We start from the raw sequence: 24,116 nt of genomic DNA on the forward strand, positions 1-24,116 counted from the left end.
ACCGTTAGCGTTTTGTGCGAAACTCAGTGGAATTCAGCAGGACCCAGAGCAGATCATCCACGGCTTCTTCGCGTTTTTCTGATTCACGCAGATAGCTGAGATTGCGCTCCAGTTCCGACGGGGTAGCATGTCGGGCCAGGACTTTCAGATACAGTGACTGAACCAGTTCCGTGTCGGAAGAGATTTTGACCAGCTGTTCTTTCAGTTCGCTTTGTGAGAGCCTGCTCTGCAGTTCCTGGTTATTCATCATCAGCAGCGCCTGTTGAATGGAACCTTCCAGCGCATCCTGCGGGAGGGAGGGGTTCATGTCAAAGGCCTGCATGATTTCTTTACGTACGGACGGGTCTTCACCAATCACGTTTTCAACGGAGTCGGCGATCACATCGGGACGCAGTCGCGCGGGTCTGACCGCGGTAAACAGTTCCGCATCGGAATTGCTGGTCCGGATCTCACGTTGATAGGTTCGGGAATTCATAATCAGTCGAAAAACCCATTTGGGGTCGAAGTCTTTGTAGCGGAAGTTGGCAGCGATACGATTCACGACCGGTTTGTGAACGACTTCACTGTCAGGTCCCAGGCTGTCCACATCATAGAAACCGTCGCCGAGGAGCTCGCTCCAGATACGGTTCACATAAGCGCGGGCGAACCAGTAATTTTTGGGATTGTAGGCCAGGAAAGCCGCGATGGAGACTCGACGTGCGTCCGCCTTCATTTTTTCATGTGGCTTTTCGCCGAGTAAAAAGCGGGGCTGGACGACAGTCTGAATCTTGGGGTCAGTCTGGTCGGGCATTTTATAGGTGTAGGGATGAAAAAAGGCAGCCAGTTCGTGAAACTGTTCCCGTTTCCAGTTATCGAAGGGATGGTCGTGGCATTCCGCACATTTGATGCTGATGCCCATGAAAATACGGGCCGTCTGAGAAGCGAGCTCAGTCGATTTGTTTTCACAGGCGAGCACAAAATTATTGGGGCCAAAGTCCTGACCGTAGTCATCGCGCTTCGCTTTATTTCGCTCGGGAGTCGCCGAGATCAGCATGACCGTGATGTAATCCCAGGGGGCACCTTTATTGAACTGTTCTGCCAGCCAGTCCTCCAGTGCCTGTGGATCAACGCGCCTTTTATTTGCTTCGCTTTCATAAAAAATGACTGAGGTCCAGTAGCGTGCCCACTTGCGACCGTAGGCCGGTGATTCCAGTAATTCATCGATGAGTGCACTGCGTTTACCGGTGCTCTGGTCTTTGAGGAATGCTTCAATTTTGTCTGGTTCAGGGAGTTGCCCGGTCAGATCCAGTGAAGCTCTTCTGATGAAAGTCTCGTCATCAATCGTTTGCGCCAGCGATTGTGTGGCAGGTCCGAGTTCCTGTTCCAGTGCCTGGTCCAGGTCAGCTGAACTGAACGTGATCCGCTGCGCGATGCGGCGCGTGGGCATGGTCTGCCTGATGTAACCCAGCAGTTGCATTTTCTGCTCCTGGGTTTTTAACGGCGGTAAATTCAGCGGAGGTGTTTTTGGGGTAGCATTTTTTTTGGGTGCCGCCGACGAAGAGACTGAAATAATCAGGCAAATCAGGGCAACCAGAATGATCCATTGAGAAGAGGAGCGACGCTTCAACATGGAGAAACCTGTTTGAGATAGGGGATGCGACGATCTGAATACTGTTTCATCAAATACAACCGGAGAATTCAGCGTATATCAGAGTGCAGGAACTTTCAGAATTGAGTTCAGAGAAAGGTCAACAATCTGAAGATCCTTACTTTATGTTACAGCGTTGTGATTGAAGGTAAATAGATTTTGATGCATTCGGATCAGGCAGTCAAAAGATATTTCTACAGCAAAATCCTGGCGTCGGTCATTGTGATGACTTCAGGTGTACTGTATGTGCGAATAAATGTACTTATGTATTGATCGTGGGTTAGAGTGTTTGTATACTTGTTGGAGCAGGGTGTGTCGAATGGCAAATGTGAGATATTTCACACATTTTGTTGATTTTAAGATCAAACTCACCAGGATTTTCATGCAGGAATAGCAGAAAAAGCGATCCAGATCGCTCTACCGTCAAATTGCCATAGTGGTGCATAAGTGTTATTTATTAAAAGGGTTATGGTGAATTAAAAGTGAGTGTTTCCAGGGTGTCCAGAATCTTTTGCTGCAATCTTCATTTGATTGGCTAAAATTATTTTACGTGTGAACTTTTTCTTCTCAGTTTCGTCTCTTATTACGTAGTAAGTGACAGAGCCTGGAGATGAATGACGTGAAGGACACGATGGTCACCGGGAACAGTCATAAAAAGAGGGTGGGGAATCATGATCAGTTCAAAATACAACAATCCGGCAATCAAGCAGCTGGCCGAGCAGCAGGTTAAGTACGCTCCTCATGAAGTCAAGCTGGCTCAGATCACGCGGGCAGAAGAACTACTGTCAGAGATCGAACAGGATCAGGAGTACGCTTATCCGGAACTTTGTCGTCAGATTACGACATACCGTTCTGAGTTGTATCCCGATCTGGTCATTTCGGGGACGGACGTACTGCATGACGTGCGCTGTTTCATTGAAGACCTGTCCGACAGCGCAGAGATAGAAGTGGAAGATGTTGCTGAAGAAGTTCTCACCGTGCAGGACTTGAGTAAGAAATTCAACATCTCAACCAAAACCGTTGATCGCTGGCGAGACAAAGGTCTGGTGAGCCGCCGGTTCCGGTTTAACGGTCGCAAGCGCGTTGGTTTTTTGAAGTCATCCGTCGATCGTTTCCTGCAGAAGAACCGTGGGCACATTACCCGCAGCATGAATTTCAGTCAGTTGAGTGATGAAGACCGTGAAGAGATCCTGCGTCGCGCACGACGTCTGGCCCGGTATGGCGGGTGCCCTGCTGAGATCAGTCGCCGCATTGCCCGGCATATGAATCGCTCGCCTGAGACGATTCGTTACACGTTAAAAAACTTTGATCGGGAGAACCCTGAGTTGGCAATCTTTCCAAACGCTCCAGAAAAAATTACTGATCAGCAGAAACGTGATATCTACAACACGTTTCGGCGGGGAATCCCTGTAGAGAAACTGGCACGACGTTACTGCCGTACCAAGGCCAGCATCTATCGAATTATTTCCGAGGCACGTGCTGCCCGGTTGCATGCTCAGACCATCGACTATATGCATAGTGATGAATTCGAGCAGGCAGATGCGGACAAAGTGATTCTCGGACCTCCTCCGGAAGTGGATAAAGCCGGCGAAAAAGTTCGCACGCCGCCTGGGCTGCCTCCCTATCTGGCAAGTCTGTATTCCATCCCGCTATTAACGCGGGAAGAAGAAGCCTATTACTTCCGAAAGCTGAACTTCCTGAAGTATAAGGCGTTTCAGATCCAGGAACAACTGGACCCGAATCGTCCCAAAGCCCGGGATATGGATCAGATTGAGAAGCTGCTCGACGAGAGCACGGATGTGAAAAACTTCCTGATCCGCAGTAACCTGCGTCTGGTGGTTTCCATCGCGAAGCGTCACATTCGTCCGGGAGGCAACTTCTTCGAAATGGTGAGTGACGGCAACATGTCGTTGATCCGTGCGATTGAAAAATTTGATTATACCAAAGGGAATAAGTTCTCAACTTATGCCAGCTGGGCGATCATGAAGAACTATGCTCGTTCCATTCCAGCCGAATACAAAGTACTGGATCGATTCCGAACGGGGAACGAAGAGCTGTTCTTCCAGTCGACCGATGAACGGGAAAGTCAGTATCGTGAAGAACTGATCAACCAGAAACAGCATGCTGTGATTATGAGCATTCTGGATCAGCTGGATGGTCGTGAGAAGGACATTCTGATCTATCGCTACGGTTTGAATGCCCGCAACGAGCCTCAGACACTTGAACAGGTCGGAGACCGTTTCGGCGTGACTAAAGAGCGGATTCGTCAGCTGGAGTCACGGGCTCTGAAGAAGCTGAGGCGGATTACTCAGGTAGAACGGGTGGAGATACCGGGTATTTAATCCGGTTTTTGAAAATTGAACGTTGCTATCAATGCAGGCTCTGCTGGTCCGGTTCGACCGGCCCAGTTTAGTGAGTTCTCCCCTTGAGCAGGCATGGCTGTTGTGAGCCATGCCTGCTTTTTTTTAGTATCTCTCCGAACCTCCGGCCTGTTTTTCTTCTCTGGAACACAGGTCTTTACTGTTTCGCTGATTGAACTTAACATGCGAAACGTTTAAGGTGGGTTTTGCCCAATCAACAGACCGATCGTGAGGACAGAAAAGCAGATTCTTTTGAGATGGAAAATCTTAGACCGTATAGGCATACAGCATTAAGAAAAGATAACAATTTTTCTAATCAGCCAGGCGTTCACACTTGCAAGCAAGTGCCTGATTGCTATATTGAGCTGCTTACTGAGTTTCGGCGGGGAAAGTACCTCTTTAGCCAGGCGAGTTGTTCAGGTTACATGAGACTTGAAGCCTGTTAGCTTAGTTTTTACAGGTCAACAGGCTAGCGTAGCTCAATCGGCAGAGCATCGGTTTTGTAAACCGAAGGTTGTGGGTTCGATTCCCACCGCTAGCTCTTTTGCCTGGATTACCACAATAAAATTAGTTAACGTGTTTGTGGTATTAGGTTTGTGAAATCCAGCTTCGGCTGGTTGGGGGGAATTCCCGAGCGGCCAAAGGGGTCAGACTGTAAATCTGATGGCTACGCCTTCGCAGGTTCGAATCCTGCTTCCCCCACTATTAAGAGTTGGAGTTTGACTGAGTCACAGTGCAGTGCGGGTGTAGCTCAATGGTAGAGCCCCAGCCTTCCAAGCTGGTCGTGAGGGTTCGATTCCCTTCACCCGCTTTTAAATAAATAACGTGATTCGATTTGTATCAAAAAATGCTGCTGTGGCTCAGTCGGTAGAGCGCGTCCTTGGTAAGGACGAGGTCATGGGTTCAAGTCCCATCAGCAGCTTTTTGAGTTAATTTAAAAGTGGATATCAGGAGGTGTGTGCCTCTTGCGTGCGAGGGGTGACTCCTGTTTTTACCTCGCTATTTGTTTTGTTGGTTTTATTGTTTAAGTCTGGCGTTGTGTCAGGTTTAAAAAAGGGGTTTTAAAGAGAGATGGCTAAGGAAGTCTTTGAGCGAACAAAGCCGCACGTAAACGTAGGTACGATTGGACACATCGACCATGGTAAGACCACTCTGACAACAGCTTTGCTGGCGGTACAGAGCGAGAAGGGTCTTGCTCAGATGAAGAGTTATGCTGATGTTGCGAAGGGGGGAACCGTTCGTGACGATACCAAGACTGTGACGATTGCTGTGAGTCACGTGGAGTACGAAAGCGAAACTCGCCACTACGCTCATATCGACTGTCCTGGTCACGCTGACTATATCAAGAACATGATCACCGGTGCTGCCCAGATGGACGGTGCGATTCTGGTGGTGTCTGCTGCTGACGGCCCGATGCCTCAGACGCGTGAACACATCCTGCTGGCTCGTCAGGTTGACGTGCCTTCGCTGGTTGTCTTCCTGAATAAGTGTGACCTGGTCGACGACGAAGAGTTGCTCGAACTGGTTGAAATGGAAATTCGCGAACTGCTGAGCAAGTACGGCTTCCCAGGGGATGACATTACCATCGTTCGTGGTAACGCCAAGGGTGCACTTGACAATCCAGCTGACGAAAAATTCAACGCCTGTATCGGTGAGTTGATGGATGCTCTGGATGCCAACATCGAAGCTCCTGAGCGTGAAGCTGACAAGCCATTCCTGATGGCGATCGAAGACGTGTTCTCTATCGCTGGTCGTGGTACTGTGGTAACCGGTCGTATCGAGCAGGGTAAGATCACTGTTGGTGACAAGGTTGAAATCGTTGGTCTGCGTGACACACAGGAAACAACCTGTACCGGCGTTGAAATGTTCCAGAAGACTCTGAACGAAGGTCTGGCTGGTGACAACGTTGGTATTCTGTTGCGTGGTACCAAGAAGGAAGACGTCGAACGTGGTCAGGTGCTGGCTGCTAAGGGTTCAATTCCTCCGCACACCAAATTCGAAGGTCAGGTTTACGTACTGAGCAAAGAAGAAGGTGGTCGTCATACTCCGTTCTTTAACGGGTATCGTCCACAGTTCTACTTCCGTACTACTGACGTAACTGGTTCTACCACATTGCTTGGCGGTGCAGAAATGTGTATGCCTGGTGATAACGTGGAAGTTCAGGTTGAACTTGGTAAGCCAATCGCTATGTCCGAAGGTAGCCGTTTCGCGATTCGCGAAGGTGGTCGTACTGTCGGTTCTGGTGTGGTAACCAAGATCGTTGAGTAATCGAAAGCGTTGCTTTCTCTGTTGAATAAACGGTGTCCACCCTGTTTTTTATGGGGTGGGCACCTTCAGGTTATGTTTGATTAGTGATATTGTTGTCCGTCAGGGCTGAGGTCTGTTATGGCACGTGAATATGTATGGTTAGAATGTACTGAGACCGGAATGCGAAATTATCGGGTCAGTAAGGAAACTCGTGGCTCAGAGCGGCTTTCACTGATGAAATACTGCCCTAAGTTGCGGCGTCACACTCTGCACAAAGAGTCTCGCAAGAAATAATCGTCTTGCTGGCCGGGATTTTTGTGACTGGTGTCAGTTTTTCGAGTTGCTTCCGGTTGTCAAAATGTCTGGCTGGTTCAGGCTGGTAGACGGGTGTAGCTCAATTGGCAGAGCACTGGATTCCAAATCCAGCGGTTGGGGGTTCAAGTCCCTCCGCCCGTGTTTTAGTGTTGCAAATGCTGTCAGGTCTGGCATTGGAGTGTAGTTTCTGATGTCTCTGGCAAAGTAAAAAGCAGGTTTGCGATTTTTTGATTCGCCTCTGTTCTTAAATATTTTAGTAAACTGGTCTCATGGCTAAATCCAAAGCGGAACAAGCATTCTCAGCCACACTGGTGAGTGGCGGTTTGTATAAAAGAAATCAGGGACGACTGGTCCGTCAGTTGACTGCGATTGGCCTGGTGGCAATTTCCATTTTCGGCGCTTATTCACTTTATAATGTGTTGCCGCTCGGAATGTCTGCAGGAATGCAGAAGGGAATTGCAGTGGCAATCGTCGTGATTTCAGCCTGGCTGGCGTATCGGGTGGTGAATTTCCCCCGTTTTGCCGATTTTCTGATCTCGGTTGAGGCGGAAATCAGCAAAGTGACCTGGGCCACCTGGGATCAGTTATGGCGGTCCACCACCGTCGTGATTGTGTTGATGTTTTTTTTAGCGTTTTTACTGTTGGCCTTTGACATTTTCTGGCAGTGGCTGTTCAGATTGATCCGCTTTTTGCAGATCTGACAGCGGAGCGAGTCGGCCTTTCAGTGAATTGCGGAGATTTTTTTATCTCTGCTTCTTGAATAAATCGTTCTTCCTGCTCATTATGAGCGATTCCTGTTTTTGCGGTCTTCTGGATTGCAGTATTAGCGTCAAACAGGGCTTTTGTCAGTTGCGAAAGCCTTATCGAAGGTGTCTCATGAGTAATGATTCTGGTTCTGAACCGACCTCTGAAAGTCCGGAGGGCTCTGAAAAGCGCCTCTGGTACGTGTTGAAGGTACAGAGCAACCGGGAGAAATCCATTCGAGATGCCCTCTTACGCGGTATTAAACGGGATGGTCTGGAAGAGTATTTCGGGGAAATTATCATCCCCACAGAAAAAGTAGTTGAAACAAAAGGCGGAAAAAAGCGGGTCTTTGAGCGAAAGCTGTATCCAGGTTATCTGATGATTCAGGTCGAGCTCAACGATGACAGCTGGTACCTGGTGCGTTCCACAAATGGAGTCGGAGACTTCACGGGAGCCGCCGGTAAGCCGATTCCCATGCAGGAGCACGAGATTTCCCGCATGCTGGGTCGCGAAGAGTCAAAAGAAGAAACCCCGGTCAAAATCAAGCTGGATTTTCAAGTGGGTGATGTTGTCAAGGTGAAGGATGCCACCTTCGAAGGGTTTGAGGGAACCATCGATGCGGTTGATGAAGCCAGTGGCAAAGTAACCGTCCTGATTGAAATCTTCAGTCGTCCGACTCCAACGGAGTTGGAGTACTGGCAAATTGAAAAAGTTTAGCGGGCCGTCCGGCTCTGTGTTAAACGGTAAAGATTCATTTATTTAAAGTGTTTTGAAAGTCGGTCGAATGGCTAAACAGCTTGTTGCAGAAGTAAAAGTTCAGATTCCCGGTGGTGCCGCTACTCCGGCTCCTCCAGTTGGTACCGCTTTGGGCCCCCACGGTGTCAATATTGGTCAGTTCGTTCAGCAGTTCAACGATCGTACCAAGGACATGGCCGGGACCACGATTCCTGTTGTGATCAGTGTCTATAACGACCGTTCGTTTGACTTTATCATGAAGAGCCCGCCGGCTGCTGTATTGTTGAAGCAGGCTGCTCAGATTGCAAAAGGTTCAGGGAATCCCAAGAAGAACAAGGTCGGCAAGGTCACCGTGGCCCAGTTGCAGGAAATTGCCAAGACCAAGTTTGCAGATCTGAATGCTCCTGATATTGATCAGGCTGCCAAGATCATTGCCGGTACTGCTCGCAGCATGGGCCTGGAAGTCGAAAAATAAACTGATCTGCGGAATGCCTTTTTTCGAGAAGGCTTCACGCTTTGAAGCAGATAAAAATTCATAAAAACCATCTCACGTTTAGTCGGATAGAGAGTCATGGGAAAACAATCCAAGCGTACTAAATTTTATAACGAAAAACTGGCCGGTGTTGGTACCGTCAGTCTGGAAGAAGCTGTTGAGGCACTGAAGTCTCTTGAAAGCGATCTACCCGCGAAAATCAAGCCTGTTAAGATGGATCAGACTGTCGAACTGGCTGTGCGTCTGGGTGTTGATCCTCGCCAGGCTGATCAGCTGGTGCGTGGTTCCATCAATCTGCCTCACGGTATCGGTAAAACTCAGCGGGTGGTTGTATTTGCCCAGGGTGCCAATGCCGATGCTGCTGAAGCCGCCGGTGCTGATGCCGTTGGTGGAAAAGAGCTGGCAGAAAAGATCAAAGGTGGCTGGCTCGAGTTTGACGTCGCCATCGCGACTCCCGACATGATGGGTGTGGTCGGTCCGCTGGGACGTGTGCTCGGGCCTCGTGGTCTGATGCCATCTCCTCGTGCCGGTACTGTGACTCAGGATGTCGGAACTGCCGTTTCGGATTACAAGGCTGGTAAAGTTGAGTTCCGTGTCGATGCTGGCGGAAACGTGCATTGCCGCGTCGGTAAGCTCTCCTTTGATGCAAATCAACTGGTAGAGAACATTCAGGCAATGCTGAAGTTTCTGGATTCACTGCGACCTTCTTCCGTGAAGGGTGCATATGTGCGAAACGTTGCTGTTTCAGCAACGATGAGCCCTGGGATTTCGGTTGCTCTGTAGTCACTGCTGACAGCGGGACATCATCACTTAACACAAAGAAACAGTTTTCGGCGTTTCATAAGCTGGAAGAGATCTAATGAGTAAAATTGTAAAAGAAATGATCATCTCCGAGATCGAATCTCGGATCAGCGAAGTCCGCGACTTCGTCGTAGTTGATTCTGCAAAAGTGGATGCGATTACCGATAACGGATTTCGTCTCAAACTGCAGGAAAAAGGGATTGCATCCCTGACTGTGAAGAATTCTCTGGCACGCCGTGCTTTGGCTAATATTGGCGTTGAAGGCCTGGATGATGTCCTGAAAGGACCATCCACCCTGGTCTGGGGCGGGGAAGACATTGTCGCCCTCTCCAAAGAGATGACCAAGTGGGCATCGGACATCGGTGCCCTGGAGATTAAAGGTGGGGTGACGGAAGGAACCGCACTGTCATCGGAAGATGTAACAAAGTTGAGTAAGAGCCCTGGTCGAATGGAATTGATCGGCGAAATTGTCTCCCGGATCCTTGGACCAGGTGCACAGTTGGCAGGGGCGATCAAAGGTCCTGGTGGGACCCTTGCAGGGCAAATTAAGACAATCTCTGAAGGAGAGGAGTCATAATTCGCTGATTTGTTCGGGGATTATGGTTCTGTAGTCAAGATTTGTAGCAACGGCTGCTGAGGCAAAGCAGCGTTGATTCCGTTTACATTGTTGAGAGATTTTATTTTACGCATTCGTGCGAAAGGAAAGAGAAGATGGCGACAGCCGAAGCAACAACTGAATTTGGTGAAGAAACCAAAGAACTGGGTGACAAAATTGCTGGATTGACATTGCTCCAGGCTAAAGATCTGGCTGAATACCTCGACCAAGTTCACGGTATTAAAGCTGCCGCCGGTGGCGCTGTCATGATGGCACCTCAAGGTGACGGTGGTGGTGCTGCAGCTGCAGAAGAAAAGACAGAATTTGACGTCATCCTGACCGGATTTGGCGACAACAAGATTCCTGTGATTAAAGTCGTCCGTGGCGCTACTGGCCTGGGACTGAAAGAAGCAAAAGACCTGGTTGAAGGTGCTCCTAAGCCATTGAAAGAAGGCATTTCGAAAGAAGATGCTGAAGCTCTGGTGAAAGAAGTTCAGGAAGCCGGTGGTTCTGCTGAACTGAAGTAGTCAATCACTGAAAAAAGCCATCTGGATCTGACCTGTGCCGGACCTTCCCGGTACAGGTTAGATTTCTGTATGCATGTATATGTATGTGGTTTTTTTCTGCGTATGATTGAAGTGTTCTGCTACACAGTTTACAATCCATACGAGTAGGGGCGCGCGATTCTGTCGGGTTGTGTTCGAAAGTAATGTTGAGTGACTGTATTACAGAAGCTTTTTTTCGTTACGTATTGATGCTGCTACCTATTTTTGTTTCCGTAAGTTTATCTGCTTCGATCAGTCATCGTTTCAGTCCCATTTGGTCTAAGCAATCGACTCATTGCACTCTCTTTTGAATAGCAAAGTAGTATTGAGCGATTTATCAGGCTTTAATTTAATCCAGCGATTCGCTTTTAATGCAGCATTCGGGGCTGTATTCTCTCGAGGTGCGCGCTGCGGCTCCTCGCTATTCTTGGTTTGTGCTCTGATCAGTCCTCCCGCATCAACTGCGCAGAGCATTTCCACATCTGGCACCAGGTAAGTAGAAAAGAACATCTTAATGCCGATTCCAGCACAGCGAACTATTCCCACTCATTCTGTCAAAAACTTTGGTAAGATTGAACATAGTTTTGAGTTGTCTGATTTAACACAAATTCAGACTTCGTCCTATGCGAGTTTTCTTCAGGCCGACAAATCGCCTCGCGAGCGAAAAAATCAGGGCCTGGAAGAAATTCTTCGCGAAGTGTTCCCGATTGAAAGCTATCAGGGGCAATACCAGTTGGAGTACGTCAAGTACGAACTGGGTAAACCACGTTATACACCCACTGAGTGTCGGCAGCTGCGTTTGACCTACGGTCGTCCTTTCCGGGTCTGGCTGCGTCTGGTGAAAGAACAGCCGATCGAAGAGGAAGTGTATCTGGGCGACCTGCCCGTGATGATCGGCGGCGGCGAATTCATCATCAACGGGGCAGAACGCTGTATCGTAAGCCAGTTGCACCGTTCACCGGGTGTTGACTTTGTGCTGAGTTCCGAGCCAGGGGAAAAGAAAGAATACTCCTGTCGCGTGATTCCCGAGCGTGGCAGCTGGATTGAGCTGGTTGTCGGTAAGAAAGATACGCTGGGCGTACGTATTGACCAGAGCGGTAAATTCTCTGCGATGACTCTGCTGCGGGCGATGTCCAAAGATTATTCTTCCGACACCGACCTGGTGAAGTTGTTCTACGAAACGAAATCGGAAAAAATTTCATCCAGCAACGCGATGGAAAAACTGCTCGGCAAGATCGTCGCAGAAGACATCATCTATCCGGCCGGACACGATCGTTGTGGTGAAATCATTCTGGACTGCTGTGGCACCATCACGGAAGAGTTGATCGACGAAATCGTTGATACCGGCTTGAAAACCGTTGAAGTTGTGGAAGAAGTCAACGACATGCTCGTGCTGCAGAGTATTGCCGAAGACCCGACTGCCACTCACGAAGAGGCGCTGCTGCGAATTTATTCGCGTCTGCGTCCTGGTAACCCTCCTCAGCTGGAACGTGCGATTGATCTGTTCAAGGAAAAATTCTTCGACGTGAACCGCTATCGTCTGGGGCGCGTTGGTCGTTTCCGTATCAATCGTAAATTCAAGCAGGATGTTCCCGACACCGAAATGACTCTGCGTCCGGAAGACTTTATCAATTCCATTCGCTATCTCGTGCGTTTGCGTGTTGGTGATTCTTCTGCTTATGTAGATGACATCGATAACCTGGGTAACCGTCGTCTGCGTACGATTGACGAACTGGCGTCCGATGAAATTCGCAAGGGGTTTTTGAAACTGCGTCGTACCGTACAGGAACGCATGACTCAAAAAGACGTTGAAGAAATGTCTCCCCGTACGCTGATCAACCCCAAGAGTGTTTCTGCAGCCATCGATTTCTTCTTCGGACGCAGCGAACTTTCACAGGTGGTTGACCAGACCAACCCACTGTCCATGCTGACTCACGAACGTCGTCTGTCTGCATTGGGACCAGGTGGTTTGAACCGAAAACGTGCCGGCTTCGAAGTCCGCGACGTGCATATTTCTCACTACGGTCGAATCTGTCCGATTGAAACGCCGGAAGGTACCAACATCGGTCTGATTTCCAGTTTGAGTATCTTTTCGAAAGTCGATGATTACGGCTTCCTGGTCACCCCTTATCGTTATGTGAAAAACGGTAAGTTGACCGATGAAGTGCACTGGATGCGTGCCGATGAAGAAGCCGAAGTGTTCGTGGCTCCTGCTGACACACCTGTTGAAAGCGGTAAGTTTATCGAAGACCGTGTGATGGCACGACACCGTGATGACGTGGTCTGGATTGCCGCCGGCGATGTGAATTACATCGACGTGGACCCGGCACAGATGGTGGGGATTTCAGCTGGTCTGATTCCGTTCCTGGAACACGACGACGCGAACCGTGCTTTGATGGGTTCCAACATGCAACGACAGGCTGTGCCTCTGCTGATTGCCGAACCACCTTTGGTTGGAACCGGAATGGAAGTCGCAGTGGCTCAGAACTCCGGTATGGTTGTCCGGGCTGAAAAAGCCGGTAAGGTGACCTACGTAGACGGAAACGTTGTTGAAGTGAACGGTAAAAAATACCGTCTGCGAAAATACGAAGGTCTGAATGAACGAACCTGTCTGAACCAGACACCTGCCGTCAGTGTAGGTGATACGGTTAAGAAAGGACAGATTCTCTGTCACAGTGCTGCTGCCGCTGATGGGCTGCTGGCATTGGGTCGTAACGTACTCGTGGGCTTCATGTCATGGGATGGTTACAACTTTGAAGACGCGATCATTCTGTCGGAACGTCTGGTGAAAGAAGACGTTTACACTTCGATTCACATTGATGAATTTGATGTGGAAATTCGCGAAACCAAACTGGGTCGTGAAGAATTCACACGTGATATTCCCAACGTCAGTGAAAAAGCACTGCGGCACATCGGGGAAGACGGCATTATCAAAGTCGGTACCCGTGTTCGCCAGGGTGATATTCTGGTTGGTAAGGTTTCACCGAAAGCCAAAGCCGAACTGACTCCCGAAGAAAAACTGCTGCATGCCATTTTCGGTCGTGCTGGTGAAGACGTGAAGAACGAATCTCTGGAAGCATCCAGTGGTGTGGAAGGGATCGTGATTCACACGGAAAAATTCGCCCGACGCATGAGCCTGACCGATTACGAGCGCAAGCAGTATGACGAAGAACTGAAGAAGGTCGAAGAAGAAGGCAATACAAAGATTGCTGAAGAGTTCCGCGAATTCCTCAAGACATTCGAAAACGCCCTGGGACAGCCTATGGTGGATGACGATGGTCGCAAGGTTCGTGAAATTCCGGAAGACAAATTCGTTTCGCAGTATGCTCATGATTTCCTGTCTCACCTGGATGACATGGATATCCGCAGCCCACAGAAAAAAGCAGACTGTCGTGCTGTGATCGAAGAGATCTGGAGCAACGTGGAAGACGTGATCGAAGCCTGTGACCAGAAGGTCAACAGTATGAAACGTGGCGAAGAGCTGCCGAACGGCGTACTGCAGATGGTGAAGGTTTATGTCGCTTCGAAACGTCAGATTTCTGTTGGTGACAAGATGGCTGGTCGTCACGGGAACAAAGGGGTGATCTCCAAGGTTCTGCCGATCGAAGACATGCCGTTCACCGAAGACGGAACTCCGATCGACATCATGTTGAATCCGCTGGGGGTTCCCAGTCGTATGAACGTGGGTCAGATTCTGGAAACTCACCTGGGTTGGGCTGCCGAGAAACACGGTTTCCGTGCTGTCTGTCCGGTCTTCGATGGTGCCATGGAAGATCACATTCAGGAATACCTGGAATCAGCGGGTCTGCCTAAAGATGGTAAAGCTCAGTTGTTCGACGGACGTACGGGTGAACCTTACGAACAGAAAACAACCGTCGGTCAGATTTACATGCTGAAGCTGCACCACCTGGTGGATGATAAGGTACATGCCCGTTCAACCGGTCCTTACTCATTGATTACACAACAGCCTCTGGGTGGTAAAGCCCGGTTCGGTGGTCAGCGATTCGGGGAAATGGAAGTGTGGGCACTGGAAGCTTACGGTGCCGCTTACATTCTGCAGGAACTGCTGACTGTGAAGAGTGATGATGTCGAAGGCCGTACCAAGATTTATGAATCGATGGTGAATGGTGAAAATACATTGGAAGCCGGTACGCCAGCCAGCTTTGACGTGCTAAATAACGAAATCCGTGGACTTGGTTTGAATCTACAACTGGAAAAGAACCCTGGTTAACGCGTTCTCAGGGTTGGAGAATTGCGTCTTAACGTCAAGTTTTTTTTCAGGATCAATGTCTGATCATAATTAGTTCAGAAAATAAGGAGCGTGCACAGTGAGTGTTGCACAAACAGCTTACGAGCGAATTAACGATTACGGTTCAGTGAAAATTGGGCTGGCCAGTCCTCATGATATTCGGAGTTGGTCATTCGGCGAAGTCAAAAAGCCGGAAACCATTAACTATCGAACTTACCGCCCTGAGCGGGATGGTCTGTTCTGCGAGCGGATTTTTGGTCCTGAAAAAGACTGGGAATGTGCCTGCGGAAAATACCGCGGTATGAAGTACAAAGGGATGATCTGCGACCGTTGTGGTGTGAAAGTGACTCACAGCCGCGTCCGTAGAAAACGTATGGGACACATCGAACTGGCTGCACCGATCGTGCATATCTGGTTCTTCAAATCCATGCCCAGCCGTCTGGGTGCGTTGTTGAATATGAAGACAACGGCTCTTGAGAAGGTCGTTTACTTCCAGGATTACGTCGTCACCGATCCCGGTGATACCCCGCTGGAAATGTGCCAGACCATGACCGAAGAAGAAGCACGCCAGAACCAGGCCAAGTATGGTCCCGGCGCCTTCGAAATCGAAATGGGTGCAGAGGCCATCAAGAAGCTGTTGATGAACCTGAACCTGGTTGAGCTGTCAGTCCAGCTCCGTAAGGACCTGTTCGAAACCGCCAGCCAGCAGAAACGTAAAGACTACATCAAGCGTCTGAAGATTGTGGAATCTTTGCGCGACAGTGACAACCGCCCTGAGTGGATGGTACTGGAAGTCATTCCGGTGATTCCTCCCGACCTGCGTCCGCTGGTTCTGCTGGATTCCGGTAACTTCGCGACCAGCGACCTGAACGACCTCTACCGTCGTATTATCAACCGGAACAACCGCTTGAAAAAACTGGTTGACCTGAATGCACCTGAAGTCATCGTGCGTAACGAAAAACGCATGCTGCAGCAGTCGGTCGATGCGTTGTTCGACAACAACCGCTGCAAACGTCCGGTGCTGGGTTCTTCCAACCGTCCGCTGAAGTCGCTGACCGACATGATTAAAGGTAAGCAGGGACGTTTCCGTGAAAACCTGCTGGGTAAACGTGTTGACTATTCAGCACGAAGTGTGATCGTGGTGGGCCCCGAGCTGAAACTGCATCAGTGTGGTCTGCCTAAGAAAATCGCGCTGGAACTGTTCCAGCCGTTCATCATTCGTCGTCTGAAAGACAGCGGCCATGCCGACACGATCAAGTCTGCCAAGCGCATGCTGGAACGTAAAGATGAGGACGTCTGGGATATTCTCGATGAAGTCATTCAGAATCATCCTGTGTTGCTGAACCGTGCACCGACTCTGCACCGTATGGGGATCCAGGCATTTGAACCGATCCTGGTGGAAGGAAACGCGATCCGCGTCCATCCGCTGGTATGTGGCGGTTTCAACGCCGACTTCGACGGCGACCAGATGGCCGTTCACCTGCCGCTTTCTATTGAAGCCCAGGTGGAAGCAACCACGCTGATGCTGGCGACGAACAACATCTTCAGTCCTTCCGATGGTGCTCCCATTATTCGTCCTTCACAGGATATCGTGATGGGTTGCTACTATCTCACGCTCAAAAAGACTGAGCGGAAAGGGGAAGGGATGGTCTTCTCCTGTGTGAACGAAGTGCACGCCGCCTTCCAGCAGCGTCGCCTCGATCGTCACGCGATTATCAAAGTGCGTATGCCTTCCGATAAACGGATTAAAGGTGACGGCGCAGACGATTTCAAGATGGGTGGCCTGATTGAAACAACCGTCGGGCGTGTGATCTTCAATGACATTCTGCCTCGGAAGATGGCCTACTATAACCTGACCATGAAAGGTCGCGATCTTTCCAACGTGATCTCCGACTGTTATCTGGAACTGGGGCGGCGGGAAACCATTAACCTGCTCGACAAGATGAAAGAGACCGGTTTCCGGGAATCAACTTTGAGCGGTCTGTCCTTCGCGACCAGCGACCTGAAAACCGCGCCCAACAAGGCCAAGGTAATTGGTGATTCCGAAAAGACGGTTCTGCAGAAAAACAAACTGTATGACCGTGGTCTGATTACTGCGGAAGAGCGTTACAACCAGGTGCTCGATACCTGGACTCACGCCCGCGAATTGATTACGACCTCCATGATGCACGAGCTGGAAAACGACTACCGCGAAGAAGGTAAGTACGTGAACCCGATCTATCTGATGTCAAACTCAGGTGCTCGTGGTGGTATCGAACAGATGCGTCAGCTGGGTGGTATGCGTGGTCTGATGGCCAAGCCGAGTGGGGAAATTATTGAAACTCCCATTAAGGCGAACTTCCGTGAAGGTCTGACCGTACTCGAGTACTTCAGCTCAACTCACGGTGCACGAAAAGGTCTGGCCGATACCGCTCTGAAAACAGCGGACTCAGGTTACCTGACACGTAAACTGGCAGATATCTGTCAGAACGTGGTCGTCACCGAACACGACTGTGGTACAACCCAGGGTATGACCCGTGGGGTGGTCTATCGTGGTGAGAAGGTTGAAATGAGTCTGACCGATGCGATCCGTGGTCGTGTCAGTCGTACCAACATCGTTGACCCGATTACCGACGAAGTGATTGTGCGTGAAAACGAACTGATCACCGTTGAGATCGCCCGCCGGATTGAAGAAATGGGTCTGGAGAAAATCCAGGTACGCAGCCCGATGACCTGTGAATCTTCACTGGGTCTCTGTCGTCTGTGTTACGGGATGGACCTGTCGACCGGTTCGCTGGTGGAAGAAGGTCTGGCCGTCGGTATTATCGCTGCACAGAGTGTGGGTGAGCCTGGTACTCAGTTGACCATGCGTACGTTCCACATCGGTGGTACCGCTTCCCGCGAAGTGGAAGAAAACGAAATTCGTACCCGTCGTGCCGGTAAGGCAACATTTGCCCGCATCCGATCTGTGGTTAACAATGATGGTCTGAGCGTTGTGCTGACCCGAAACGGGGAAGTCGTGATCAACGATCCCAAGGGACGTGAACTCGAACGGTATACCATTCCCAACGGTGCCACTCTGATGGTCAACGAAGGCGATGAGCTGACCGAAGGTCAGGTTATCTGTCAGTGGGACCCGCACTCCATCTCGATTCTGGCCGAAGTCGGTGGTCGTGTCCGTTATGAAGAGTGTGTGGAAGGTAAGACCATTCGTACGGACAAGGACCCCAGTGGTCACGTTCGACGTTCGATCATTGAACATAAAGGTGAGCTGCATCCGCAGATTATCATCGAAGACGGCACCGGAAAAATTCTCGACTTCTACTACCTGCCTGAAAAAGCAAGTATCGAAGTGGATGAAGGGCAACAGATCACCGCGGGAACCGTGGTGGCGAAGAACCCACGTGAATCTTCCGGTACCCAGGATATTACCGGTGGTCTGCCTCGTGTGACGGAGCTGTTTGAAGCACGTCGTCCGAAAGACCCATCCGTTCTGGCGGAAATCGACGGTGAAGTCGAATTCGTTCCAGAAAAGAAACGTGGTAAACGAATCGTGATTGTGCGTGGCGAAGACGGAACCGAAGTGGAACACGTCATTCCTCACGGTAAGCATCTGCTGGTTCACGCAGGAGACCTGGTGAAAGCCGGCGACGCTCTGGTGCGTGGTCCTCTGGTTCCTCACGACATTTTGCGTGTGAGTGGTACCGAAGCGGTTCAGCAGTACCTGCTGCATGAAATTCAGAACGTCTATCGTGCACAGCGTGTGACGATCGACGATAAGCATCTGGAAATCATTATTTCCCGCATGTTGAGCAAGGTGATGGTAGAAGATGTGGGTGATACCAATCTGCTGCCGGGCATCGTGCTTGACAAGTTGACCTTCCAGCAGATCAACGAAGAAACCAGTGCCTGTGTCAAAGTGGTGGATTCGGGTGATACCGACTTCCAGCCTGGCGACCTGGTACCACTGGCGACAATTGAAGAAGTAAATGCCCAGGTCGAACTGGCAGGACAGGGTCCGGCTAGCTTCACCAAGCCGCGACCGGCATCCGCCAGTTCGCAGCTGCTGGGGATTACCAAGGCTTCCGTACAGAGCGAAAGCTTTATCTCGGCAGCCAGTTTCCAGGAAACCACCAAGGTGCTGACCGAAGCTGCTCTGGCAGGTCGGGTCGACTACCTGGTTGGTCTGAAAGAAAACGTGATTCTGGGTCACCTCGTGCCGGCAGGAACTGGTTTCTACCAGCATCAGACTGCAGAAGTACGAATTCGTCCGGAAGCTCTGGAAGAACTGAAAGCAGAAAAAGAACGGATTCTGGCAGCTCGCATGAGCCTGCTGAACGAAGTAACGCCTGATAAACCGGTTCCTCTGGGAGGCGGTCAGGAAGTAGAAGATTATGGGCAGGGTGGGGCTGATACCTCAGTGGAAAATACTCCCCCCAGTCCGAATCCGTATGAAGAATAAGATGTAGCAGTCCGAACGATATTGCGGAAGAGTCGATTGCATTTGATCAGAAATTCGATCTGGTGTGAGACTTGACGGATGCGTTTGGGCTGGATACATTGTCCCGTTCCTGTCTCGGGTGAGAGGTACGGAAAAGAAGCGAATAAAGTGGTCATTTGTTTCGATGACTGCATGTAAATAGAAGTGTTTATTGTAGTTCAAGTTTTGAACGAAGATGGATTGTTTCAGATGCCAACGATTAATCAGTTGATTCGTAAGCCAAGAAAAAAACAGATCTCCAAGAGTAAAACTCCTCTGCTGGAAGGTTGTCCGCAGAAGCGTGGGGTCTGTCTGCAGGTGAAAACCGTCACCCCGAAAAAGCCGAACTCCGCCTTGCGTAAAGTGGCTCGTGTCCGTCTTTCTAACGGGAAAGAACTGACAGCTTATATTCCGGGTGAAGGTCACAACCTGCAGGAGCACTCGATCGTGCTGGTGCGTGGTGGTCGTGTTCGCGACTTGCCGGGTGTACGATACAAGGTCATTCGTGGTGTTCTGGATACACTGGGTGTGAATGATCGTCGTCAGGCACGCAGCCGTTACGGTACCAAGCGTCCTAAGTAGTCCTTGGTTTTAACGCTTACATTTAATATTTGATCACATTTGTCAGTGTTCTGCCGGGCACTGAAATTACTGTCAGAGGAAAAGTTGGGATGAGCAAGAAGTTTACAGCCAGTGCGACTCAGTTGAAGCCAGATCCGCGGTTCAATTCGCTGCTGGCTTCCAAGTTTGTTAACTGCCTGATGCACGATGGTAAGAAGAGCGTTGCTCAAAACGTCTTTTATGATGCCTTGGATCGAATCAAGGAAAAGGTTCCCGATGTTGAGCCGATCGAAGTCTTCACACAGGCTGTAGAAAATGTAAAGCCCAGTGTGGAAGTTCGTTCCAAGCGAGTCGGTGGTGCGACTTACCAGGTTCCAACACCGGTCAACCCCAAGCGTCAGCAGACTCTGGCCATTCGCTGGATTCTGGCTGCGATCCGTGGCAAGAAGGGACGTCCGATGGAAGTTCGTCTGGCCGATGAAATTCTGTCCGCTCACAAGAAAGAGGGGACAGCCATGACAACCCGTGAGAATATTCATCGTATGGCTGAAGCGAACAAGGCATTTGCTCACTTCGCCTTCTCACGCTAAGGTAAGTTAATCGATCATTAAGACGCACTGGTATGGCTTTCGCGCCATTACTTTGTGCGTCTTTTTTTTTGATCCACGGCAAAGGCGGAAAATGTAAGATCTGGTTTGTGTAAGTTGGATTTCAGACAGAAATGATGCGTTGCTGTCTGAACAGCATGTTGGCAATTTTGTGAATGGGATTACAGGGAAGATGTCAGCTTCAATAGATCATATCAGAAACATCGGAATTATCGCTCACATTGACGCCGGTAAGACCACGACCACCGAGCGAATTCTGTATTATGCAGGCGTTGTGCACAGGCCCGGCGGTGTCGATGAAGGAACCACCGCGACCGACTTCGATGAAGAAGAGGCCAAGCGGGGAATTACCATCTATTCGGCTGCGATTACCTGTCACTGGAAAGGGTACTCGATCAATATCATCGACACGCCGGGACACGTCGATTTTACGGCCGAAGTCGAGCGCAGTCTGCGTGTGCTGGACGGTGCCGTCGTGGTATTCAGCGCGATGGAAGGGGTCGAGGCACAAAGTGAGACTGTCTGGCGGCAGGCGGATAAATACAATGTGCCCCGTATCTGTTTCATTAATAAAATGGATCGCATCGGCGCCAGTTTTACTCGCACGTTTGACGAGATCAAACGCCGTCTGCGCGCGAATCCTGTCGCGCTGCAGATTCCCATTGGCGAAGGGTCGACTTCGACAGGAGTCTCGTTCGAAGGTGTGATCGATCTGATCAAAATGAAATCGCTCTATTACGATAAGGAGTCAATGGGCGCGAGTTTCGAAGTGCGTGACATCGCGGACGAGTGTCTGGAAGAGGCCCAGGAGTGGCGGAGCAAGATGCTGGAGGCGGTAGCCGAGCTGGATGAGAAGGTGCTGGAGCAGTATTACGAGACCGAAGATATTCCGGAAGAGGATCTGCTGCGTCTGTTGAGAGAGGCGACATTGCGGGGTGATCTGCAGCCTACATTCTGTGGTTCTTCCTTGAATTTTATCGGCGTGCAACCGGTGCTGGACGCCGTCGGCGAGTTTCTACCCAGTCCGCTGGATCGACCTCCTGTTGAGGGAATTAATCCTGTGCCGAAAAAGCGTGGCGGTGAAGCGGGAGAACCCGAAACACGGGCGACTTCGGTGGATGAGCCGATGTGTGGACTGGTCTTCAAGATTCAGACCGACAGGCACGGCGATTTGTGTTTTATCCGTGTTTACTCGGGCCAGTTGAAGAGCGGCACGCGGTTGTTGAACGCGCGGACCGGTAAGAAAGAATTGATCAGCCAGCTCTGGCGTGTGCATGCAGATGCGCGGGAAAAAGTGGAAACAGACAGTATTGATGCCGGCGATATTGCCGGCGTGATCGGGCCGAAAGATGCGGTTACCGGCGATACGCTGTGTGATATCAAGCATCCGATTCTGCTGGAAAGTATTTCGTTTCCCGAGACGGTGATCTCGATGGCCGTGGAACCGGAGTCGAGTGCGGATCGAAAAAAACTGGAAGAGACCCTGGTAAAGCTGTCCCGGCAGGACCCGACGTTCAAGGCGGTCCCCAACGAAGAGACCGGCCAGACGATTGTGTCGGGTATGGGAGAACTGCACCTGGAGGTCTTGCGGAACCGGATGCAGAAGGAATTCAATTTGAGCGTGCGTGTGCATAAGCCGCGCGTCAGTTATCGCGAAACGGTTGCCGCTGCTGTCGAAAAAAGCGTTGAGTTCAATCGTCCGTCAGCGAATGGGAATATGTATTTCGGCGTGAAGCTGCGTCTGGAGCCGTTCAAGGGTGAGTCGCCCGTTTCGATTATCAGTAAGTTGAAGCCGGAAGACCTGGATCCAGGCCTGGTCAAGGTCATGATGGATACGTTACGGATGGGTGTTGACGGCGGCGGACAGGTTGGGTTTCCTCTGATGAATGTGCAGTTTACCGTGCTGGAAGCGCATGCCCGCGAAGGGGAGACGAATGATGCTGCGGTCGAAGCGGCTGTTTCGGAAGCACTGCATGGTTGCATCATGGATGCGAAAATGCAGTTGCTGGAGCCGATCATGAAGATGGAAGTCGTGACGCCCGATGAGTTTCGTGGAAATATTCAGGCGGATCTCAGTTCGCGGAATGCCAATGTGTTGAACAGCGAATGGCGGGGGGATCTGTGTGTGATGGAAGTGGAATCGCCATTATCACAGTTGTTTGGTTATTCTACCCAGATTCGCAGCCTTTCGCAGGGGCGTGCCTCGTTCTCGATGGAGCCTTTGAAGTATGCACCGGCTCCTCCGAGCGTCTTAAAAGAGATGATTGGATAATTTTTGAAAAATCATGGGGTTGGACGCTTGGTATCCAGCGGACGAGTGTGTAACTTGTCTCCTCTGCGAATTTGAAAACTGCGTGACAGAATTCAGATGAACAGTAACTGATGTCCTTTCCTGGTGAAGAAGTCAGAATTTCAGAAAAAGCGTTTTAAGCTGAACTGGGGTTGTTGACAAGCGGTGAAGGTCTCATTAGTATTGCTCGCTTCCCCGTGCGAGAGAATTGTCTAAACGGGGTAAGAGTCTAATTTTATTGAAGGAAATTATTGGTGGCCGTTGCGAGTCAAGAGCGAATTAGAATTCGCATGGAAGCTTATGATCACTCCGTTTTGGATCAGTCGGCAGCAGATATTGTTGATACCGCGAAGCGAACCGGTGCGATCGTGCATGGCCCTATTCCGTTGCCAACACGAATTGAGCGATATACGGTTCTGAAAGGGCCGCACATCGACAAGAAATCTCGTGAGCAGTTTGAAATTCGGACTCATAAGCGTTTGGTTGATATTTTGTCTCCAACTGGTAAGACAATTGATGCTTTGAATAAATTGTCGTTGCCTGCTGGGGTTGATATTAAAATTAAGGCGTCCGCTGGCGGAAACTAGTCTTTTTCGGTTTTCGTTATGATGCTCGCGGTGTCGGTTCAGTACCGGTGTCGCTTGATTGTTTAGGGATCCAGCTTATAGCTGGTGGTGCTATGCTTCCTGCTGTCTTGAGGGCAGTGTTCATGGAGGCTTTGTTCCCGTTGTTTAAGGGTGATGAGTATGCCTGTCGGTCTGCTGGGTAAAAAGGTCGGAATGACGCAAGTTTATGATGACGGGGTTATGGTCCCGGTCACTGTGATTCAGGCTGGTCCTTGCCATGTGCTCCAGGTTCGTACTTTGGACACGGATGGTTACGAGGCGGTTCAGGTTGGTTTTGAAGATAAGCCACGCCGGTTGGCCGCTCGTAGTGAGCGTGGACATGTTGCGTCACTGGACAGTAAGCGTCAGAAGAAACGTACTGAGTCCGGCGTTGCTGCTGTTGATAAAGCGGGTTGCGAGCCAAAACGGTTTGTAAAAGAGTTTCGTACCGATGGTGAAGACCATGGTTGCGAAGTCGGTGGCGAACTGACGGTTTCCGTTTTTGCTGACGTGACTCACATCGATGTCATCGGGACCAGCAAAGGTCGTGGTTTTGCCGGTGTAATGAAAAGACATAATTTCTCTGGTCAGCGTGCCTCTCACGGTGTGAAACGAGTTCACCGTCACGGTGGTTCGATTGGTCAGAGTGCGGATCCTTCCCGTGTTATGAAGGGTACGCGAATGGGTGGTCGATATGGTGGTAAGCAGATTACTGTCAGACATTTGAAAGTAGTCCGGGTTGATGAGGAGAACGGAGTTCTTCTGGTCCGGGGTGCCGTGCCAGGCCCGAATGGGGGCGATCTGGTGATTCGTCATACTAACAAGTATTAGTTTTTGAGTGTTTGAAGTACAAAGATAATTCTGCCTTATATAAATGGTGTC

18 protein-coding genes and 5 tRNA genes are annotated in these 24,116 nt (G+C 50.2%); 21 read left to right on the top strand and 2 right to left on the bottom strand.

Annotation, left to right across the window (positions count from 1 at the left end):
• Positions 1-4: 4 nt before the first annotated feature.
• The gene (locus tag ACN0YN_RS11535; protein WP_417385164.1) at positions 5-1,609 is read right to left on the bottom strand and encodes a DUF1549 domain-containing protein; all 1,605 of its coding nucleotides are present in this window, start codon (positions 1,607-1,609) and stop codon (positions 5-7) included.
• A gap of 689 nt (positions 1,610-2,298) precedes the next feature.
• Here ACN0YN_RS11535 and ACN0YN_RS11540 point away from each other — a divergent pair.
• From ACN0YN_RS11540 to rplL, 14 genes are all read left to right on the top strand, one after another.
• On the top strand, positions 2,299-3,969 hold the full coding sequence (locus ACN0YN_RS11540) for a sigma-70 family RNA polymerase sigma factor (RefSeq protein WP_417385165.1): 1,671 nt from the start codon (positions 2,299-2,301) through the stop codon (positions 3,967-3,969).
• 486 nt (positions 3,970-4,455) lie between these two features.
• Positions 4,456-4,528: transfer RNA gene (locus ACN0YN_RS11545), tRNA-Thr, on the top strand.
• Between the two features lie 79 nt (positions 4,529-4,607).
• Positions 4,608-4,689: transfer RNA gene (locus tag ACN0YN_RS11550), tRNA-Tyr, on the top strand.
• A gap of 38 nt (positions 4,690-4,727) precedes the next feature.
• Positions 4,728-4,798 (top strand) — tRNA-Gly (locus tag ACN0YN_RS11555).
• 38 nt (positions 4,799-4,836) lie between these two features.
• Positions 4,837-4,909, top strand: a tRNA-Thr gene (locus tag ACN0YN_RS11560).
• Positions 4,910-5,058: 149 nt separating this feature from the next.
• A complete protein-coding gene (gene tuf, locus ACN0YN_RS11565; protein WP_417385166.1) occupies positions 5,059-6,255 on the top strand; it encodes an elongation factor Tu in 1,197 nt (398 codons plus the stop codon).
• Between the two features lie 117 nt (positions 6,256-6,372).
• Positions 6,373-6,528, top strand: coding sequence for a 50S ribosomal protein L33 (gene rpmG / locus ACN0YN_RS11570; protein ID WP_081459537.1), 156 nt, complete (start codon positions 6,373-6,375; stop codon positions 6,526-6,528).
• A gap of 89 nt (positions 6,529-6,617) precedes the next feature.
• Positions 6,618-6,690: transfer RNA gene (locus ACN0YN_RS11575), tRNA-Trp, on the top strand.
• Between the two features lie 128 nt (positions 6,691-6,818).
• Entirely contained in the window at positions 6,819-7,250 is a 432-nt protein-coding gene (gene secE / locus ACN0YN_RS11580; RefSeq protein ID WP_417385167.1) for a preprotein translocase subunit SecE, read from the top strand.
• Positions 7,251-7,425: 175 nt separating this feature from the next.
• Positions 7,426-8,010, top strand: a complete 585-nt coding sequence (gene nusG / locus ACN0YN_RS11585) for a transcription termination/antitermination protein NusG (RefSeq protein ID WP_417379676.1) — start codon at positions 7,426-7,428, stop codon at positions 8,008-8,010.
• 67 nt (positions 8,011-8,077) lie between these two features.
• Positions 8,078-8,503: a 50S ribosomal protein L11 gene (gene rplK / locus ACN0YN_RS11590; RefSeq protein WP_417385169.1), complete on the top strand. Its 426-nt coding sequence runs from the start codon at positions 8,078-8,080 to the stop codon at positions 8,501-8,503.
• Between the two features lie 96 nt (positions 8,504-8,599).
• A complete protein-coding gene (gene rplA / locus ACN0YN_RS11595; RefSeq protein ID WP_417385170.1) occupies positions 8,600-9,304 on the top strand; it encodes a 50S ribosomal protein L1 in 705 nt (234 codons plus the stop codon).
• A gap of 76 nt (positions 9,305-9,380) precedes the next feature.
• Positions 9,381-9,899, top strand: coding sequence for a 50S ribosomal protein L10 (rplJ, locus tag ACN0YN_RS11600; protein WP_417385171.1), 519 nt, complete (start codon positions 9,381-9,383; stop codon positions 9,897-9,899).
• 134 nt (positions 9,900-10,033) lie between these two features.
• Complete coding sequence (gene rplL, locus ACN0YN_RS11605; protein ID WP_417385172.1) at positions 10,034-10,444, top strand: 50S ribosomal protein L7/L12; 411 nt, start codon at positions 10,034-10,036, stop codon at positions 10,442-10,444.
• A 297-nt stretch (positions 10,445-10,741) separates the two neighbouring features.
• Here rplL and ACN0YN_RS11610 read toward each other — a convergent pair whose 3' ends face one another.
• Positions 10,742-10,972 carry a hypothetical protein gene (locus ACN0YN_RS11610; RefSeq protein ID WP_417385173.1) on the bottom strand — a complete coding sequence of 77 codons (231 nt, stop codon included), beginning with the start codon at positions 10,970-10,972 and terminating at the stop codon, positions 10,742-10,744.
• Positions 10,973-10,976: 4 nt separating this feature from the next.
• Here ACN0YN_RS11610 and rpoB point away from each other — a divergent pair, with 4 nt between their 5' ends.
• The 7 genes from rpoB (at position 10,977) to rplC (ending at position 24,065) form a co-directional block, all read left to right on the top strand.
• Positions 10,977-14,693: a DNA-directed RNA polymerase subunit beta gene (gene rpoB, locus ACN0YN_RS11615; RefSeq protein WP_417385174.1), complete on the top strand. Its 3,717-nt coding sequence runs from the start codon at positions 10,977-10,979 to the stop codon at positions 14,691-14,693.
• A gap of 97 nt (positions 14,694-14,790) precedes the next feature.
• On the top strand, positions 14,791-19,152 hold the full coding sequence (gene rpoC, locus ACN0YN_RS11620; protein ID WP_417385175.1) for a DNA-directed RNA polymerase subunit beta': 4,362 nt from the start codon (positions 14,791-14,793) through the stop codon (positions 19,150-19,152).
• A 228-nt stretch (positions 19,153-19,380) separates the two neighbouring features.
• Complete coding sequence (gene rpsL / locus ACN0YN_RS11625; protein WP_002649821.1) at positions 19,381-19,752, top strand: 30S ribosomal protein S12; 372 nt, start codon at positions 19,381-19,383, stop codon at positions 19,750-19,752.
• 89 nt (positions 19,753-19,841) lie between these two features.
• Positions 19,842-20,321, top strand: a complete 480-nt coding sequence (gene rpsG / locus ACN0YN_RS11630) for a 30S ribosomal protein S7 (RefSeq protein ID WP_417385176.1) — start codon at positions 19,842-19,844, stop codon at positions 20,319-20,321.
• Positions 20,322-20,511: 190 nt separating this feature from the next.
• Positions 20,512-22,611 (top strand): elongation factor G, encoded by a 2,100-nt coding sequence (gene fusA / locus ACN0YN_RS11635; RefSeq protein ID WP_417385177.1) that lies wholly within the window; start codon positions 20,512-20,514, stop codon positions 22,609-22,611.
• Positions 22,612-22,883: 272 nt separating this feature from the next.
• Positions 22,884-23,216: a 30S ribosomal protein S10 gene (gene rpsJ, locus ACN0YN_RS11640; RefSeq protein ID WP_002649712.1), complete on the top strand. Its 333-nt coding sequence runs from the start codon at positions 22,884-22,886 to the stop codon at positions 23,214-23,216.
• 159 nt (positions 23,217-23,375) lie between these two features.
• Positions 23,376-24,065, top strand: coding sequence for a 50S ribosomal protein L3 (gene rplC, locus ACN0YN_RS11645; protein WP_417385178.1), 690 nt, complete (start codon positions 23,376-23,378; stop codon positions 24,063-24,065).
• The last annotated feature ends 51 nt before the right edge of the window (positions 24,066-24,116 follow it).

The organism is Gimesia sp. (assembly GCF_048260065.1).
In the GTDB taxonomy this organism is placed as follows: domain Bacteria; phylum Planctomycetota; class Planctomycetia; order Planctomycetales; family Planctomycetaceae; genus Gimesia.

Excerpts from the sequence above, each read along its gene's own strand:
- ACN0YN_RS11540 (WP_417385165.1), top strand. The coding sequence starts at position 2,299 with ATGATCAGTTCAAAATACAACAATCCGGCAATCAAGCAGCTGGCCGAG.
- nusG (WP_417379676.1), top strand. The coding sequence starts at position 7,426 with ATGAGTAATGATTCTGGTTCTGAACCGACCTCTGAAAGTCCGGAGGGC.
- rpoB (WP_417385174.1), top strand. The coding sequence starts at position 10,977 with ATGCCGATTCCAGCACAGCGAACTATTCCCACTCATTCTGTCAAAAAC.
- rplA (WP_417385170.1), top strand. The coding sequence starts at position 8,600 with ATGGGAAAACAATCCAAGCGTACTAAATTTTATAACGAAAAACTGGCC.
- rpmG (WP_081459537.1), top strand. The coding sequence starts at position 6,373 with ATGGCACGTGAATATGTATGGTTAGAATGTACTGAGACCGGAATGCGA.
- rplJ (WP_417385171.1), top strand. The coding sequence starts at position 9,381 with ATGAGTAAAATTGTAAAAGAAATGATCATCTCCGAGATCGAATCTCGG.
- fusA (WP_417385177.1), top strand. The coding sequence starts at position 20,512 with ATGTCAGCTTCAATAGATCATATCAGAAACATCGGAATTATCGCTCAC.
- ACN0YN_RS11535 (WP_417385164.1), bottom strand. The coding sequence starts at position 1,609 with ATGTTGAAGCGTCGCTCCTCTTCTCAATGGATCATTCTGGTTGCCCTG.
- rpsG (WP_417385176.1), top strand. The coding sequence starts at position 19,842 with ATGAGCAAGAAGTTTACAGCCAGTGCGACTCAGTTGAAGCCAGATCCG.
- rpsL (WP_002649821.1), top strand. The coding sequence starts at position 19,381 with ATGCCAACGATTAATCAGTTGATTCGTAAGCCAAGAAAAAAACAGATC.
- ACN0YN_RS11610 (WP_417385173.1), bottom strand. The coding sequence starts at position 10,972 with ATGTTCTTTTCTACTTACCTGGTGCCAGATGTGGAAATGCTCTGCGCA.
- rplK (WP_417385169.1), top strand. The coding sequence starts at position 8,078 with ATGGCTAAACAGCTTGTTGCAGAAGTAAAAGTTCAGATTCCCGGTGGT.
- tuf (WP_417385166.1), top strand. The coding sequence starts at position 5,059 with ATGGCTAAGGAAGTCTTTGAGCGAACAAAGCCGCACGTAAACGTAGGT.
- rplC (WP_417385178.1), top strand. The coding sequence starts at position 23,376 with ATGCCTGTCGGTCTGCTGGGTAAAAAGGTCGGAATGACGCAAGTTTAT.
- rplL (WP_417385172.1), top strand. The coding sequence starts at position 10,034 with ATGGCGACAGCCGAAGCAACAACTGAATTTGGTGAAGAAACCAAAGAA.
- secE (WP_417385167.1), top strand. The coding sequence starts at position 6,819 with ATGGCTAAATCCAAAGCGGAACAAGCATTCTCAGCCACACTGGTGAGT.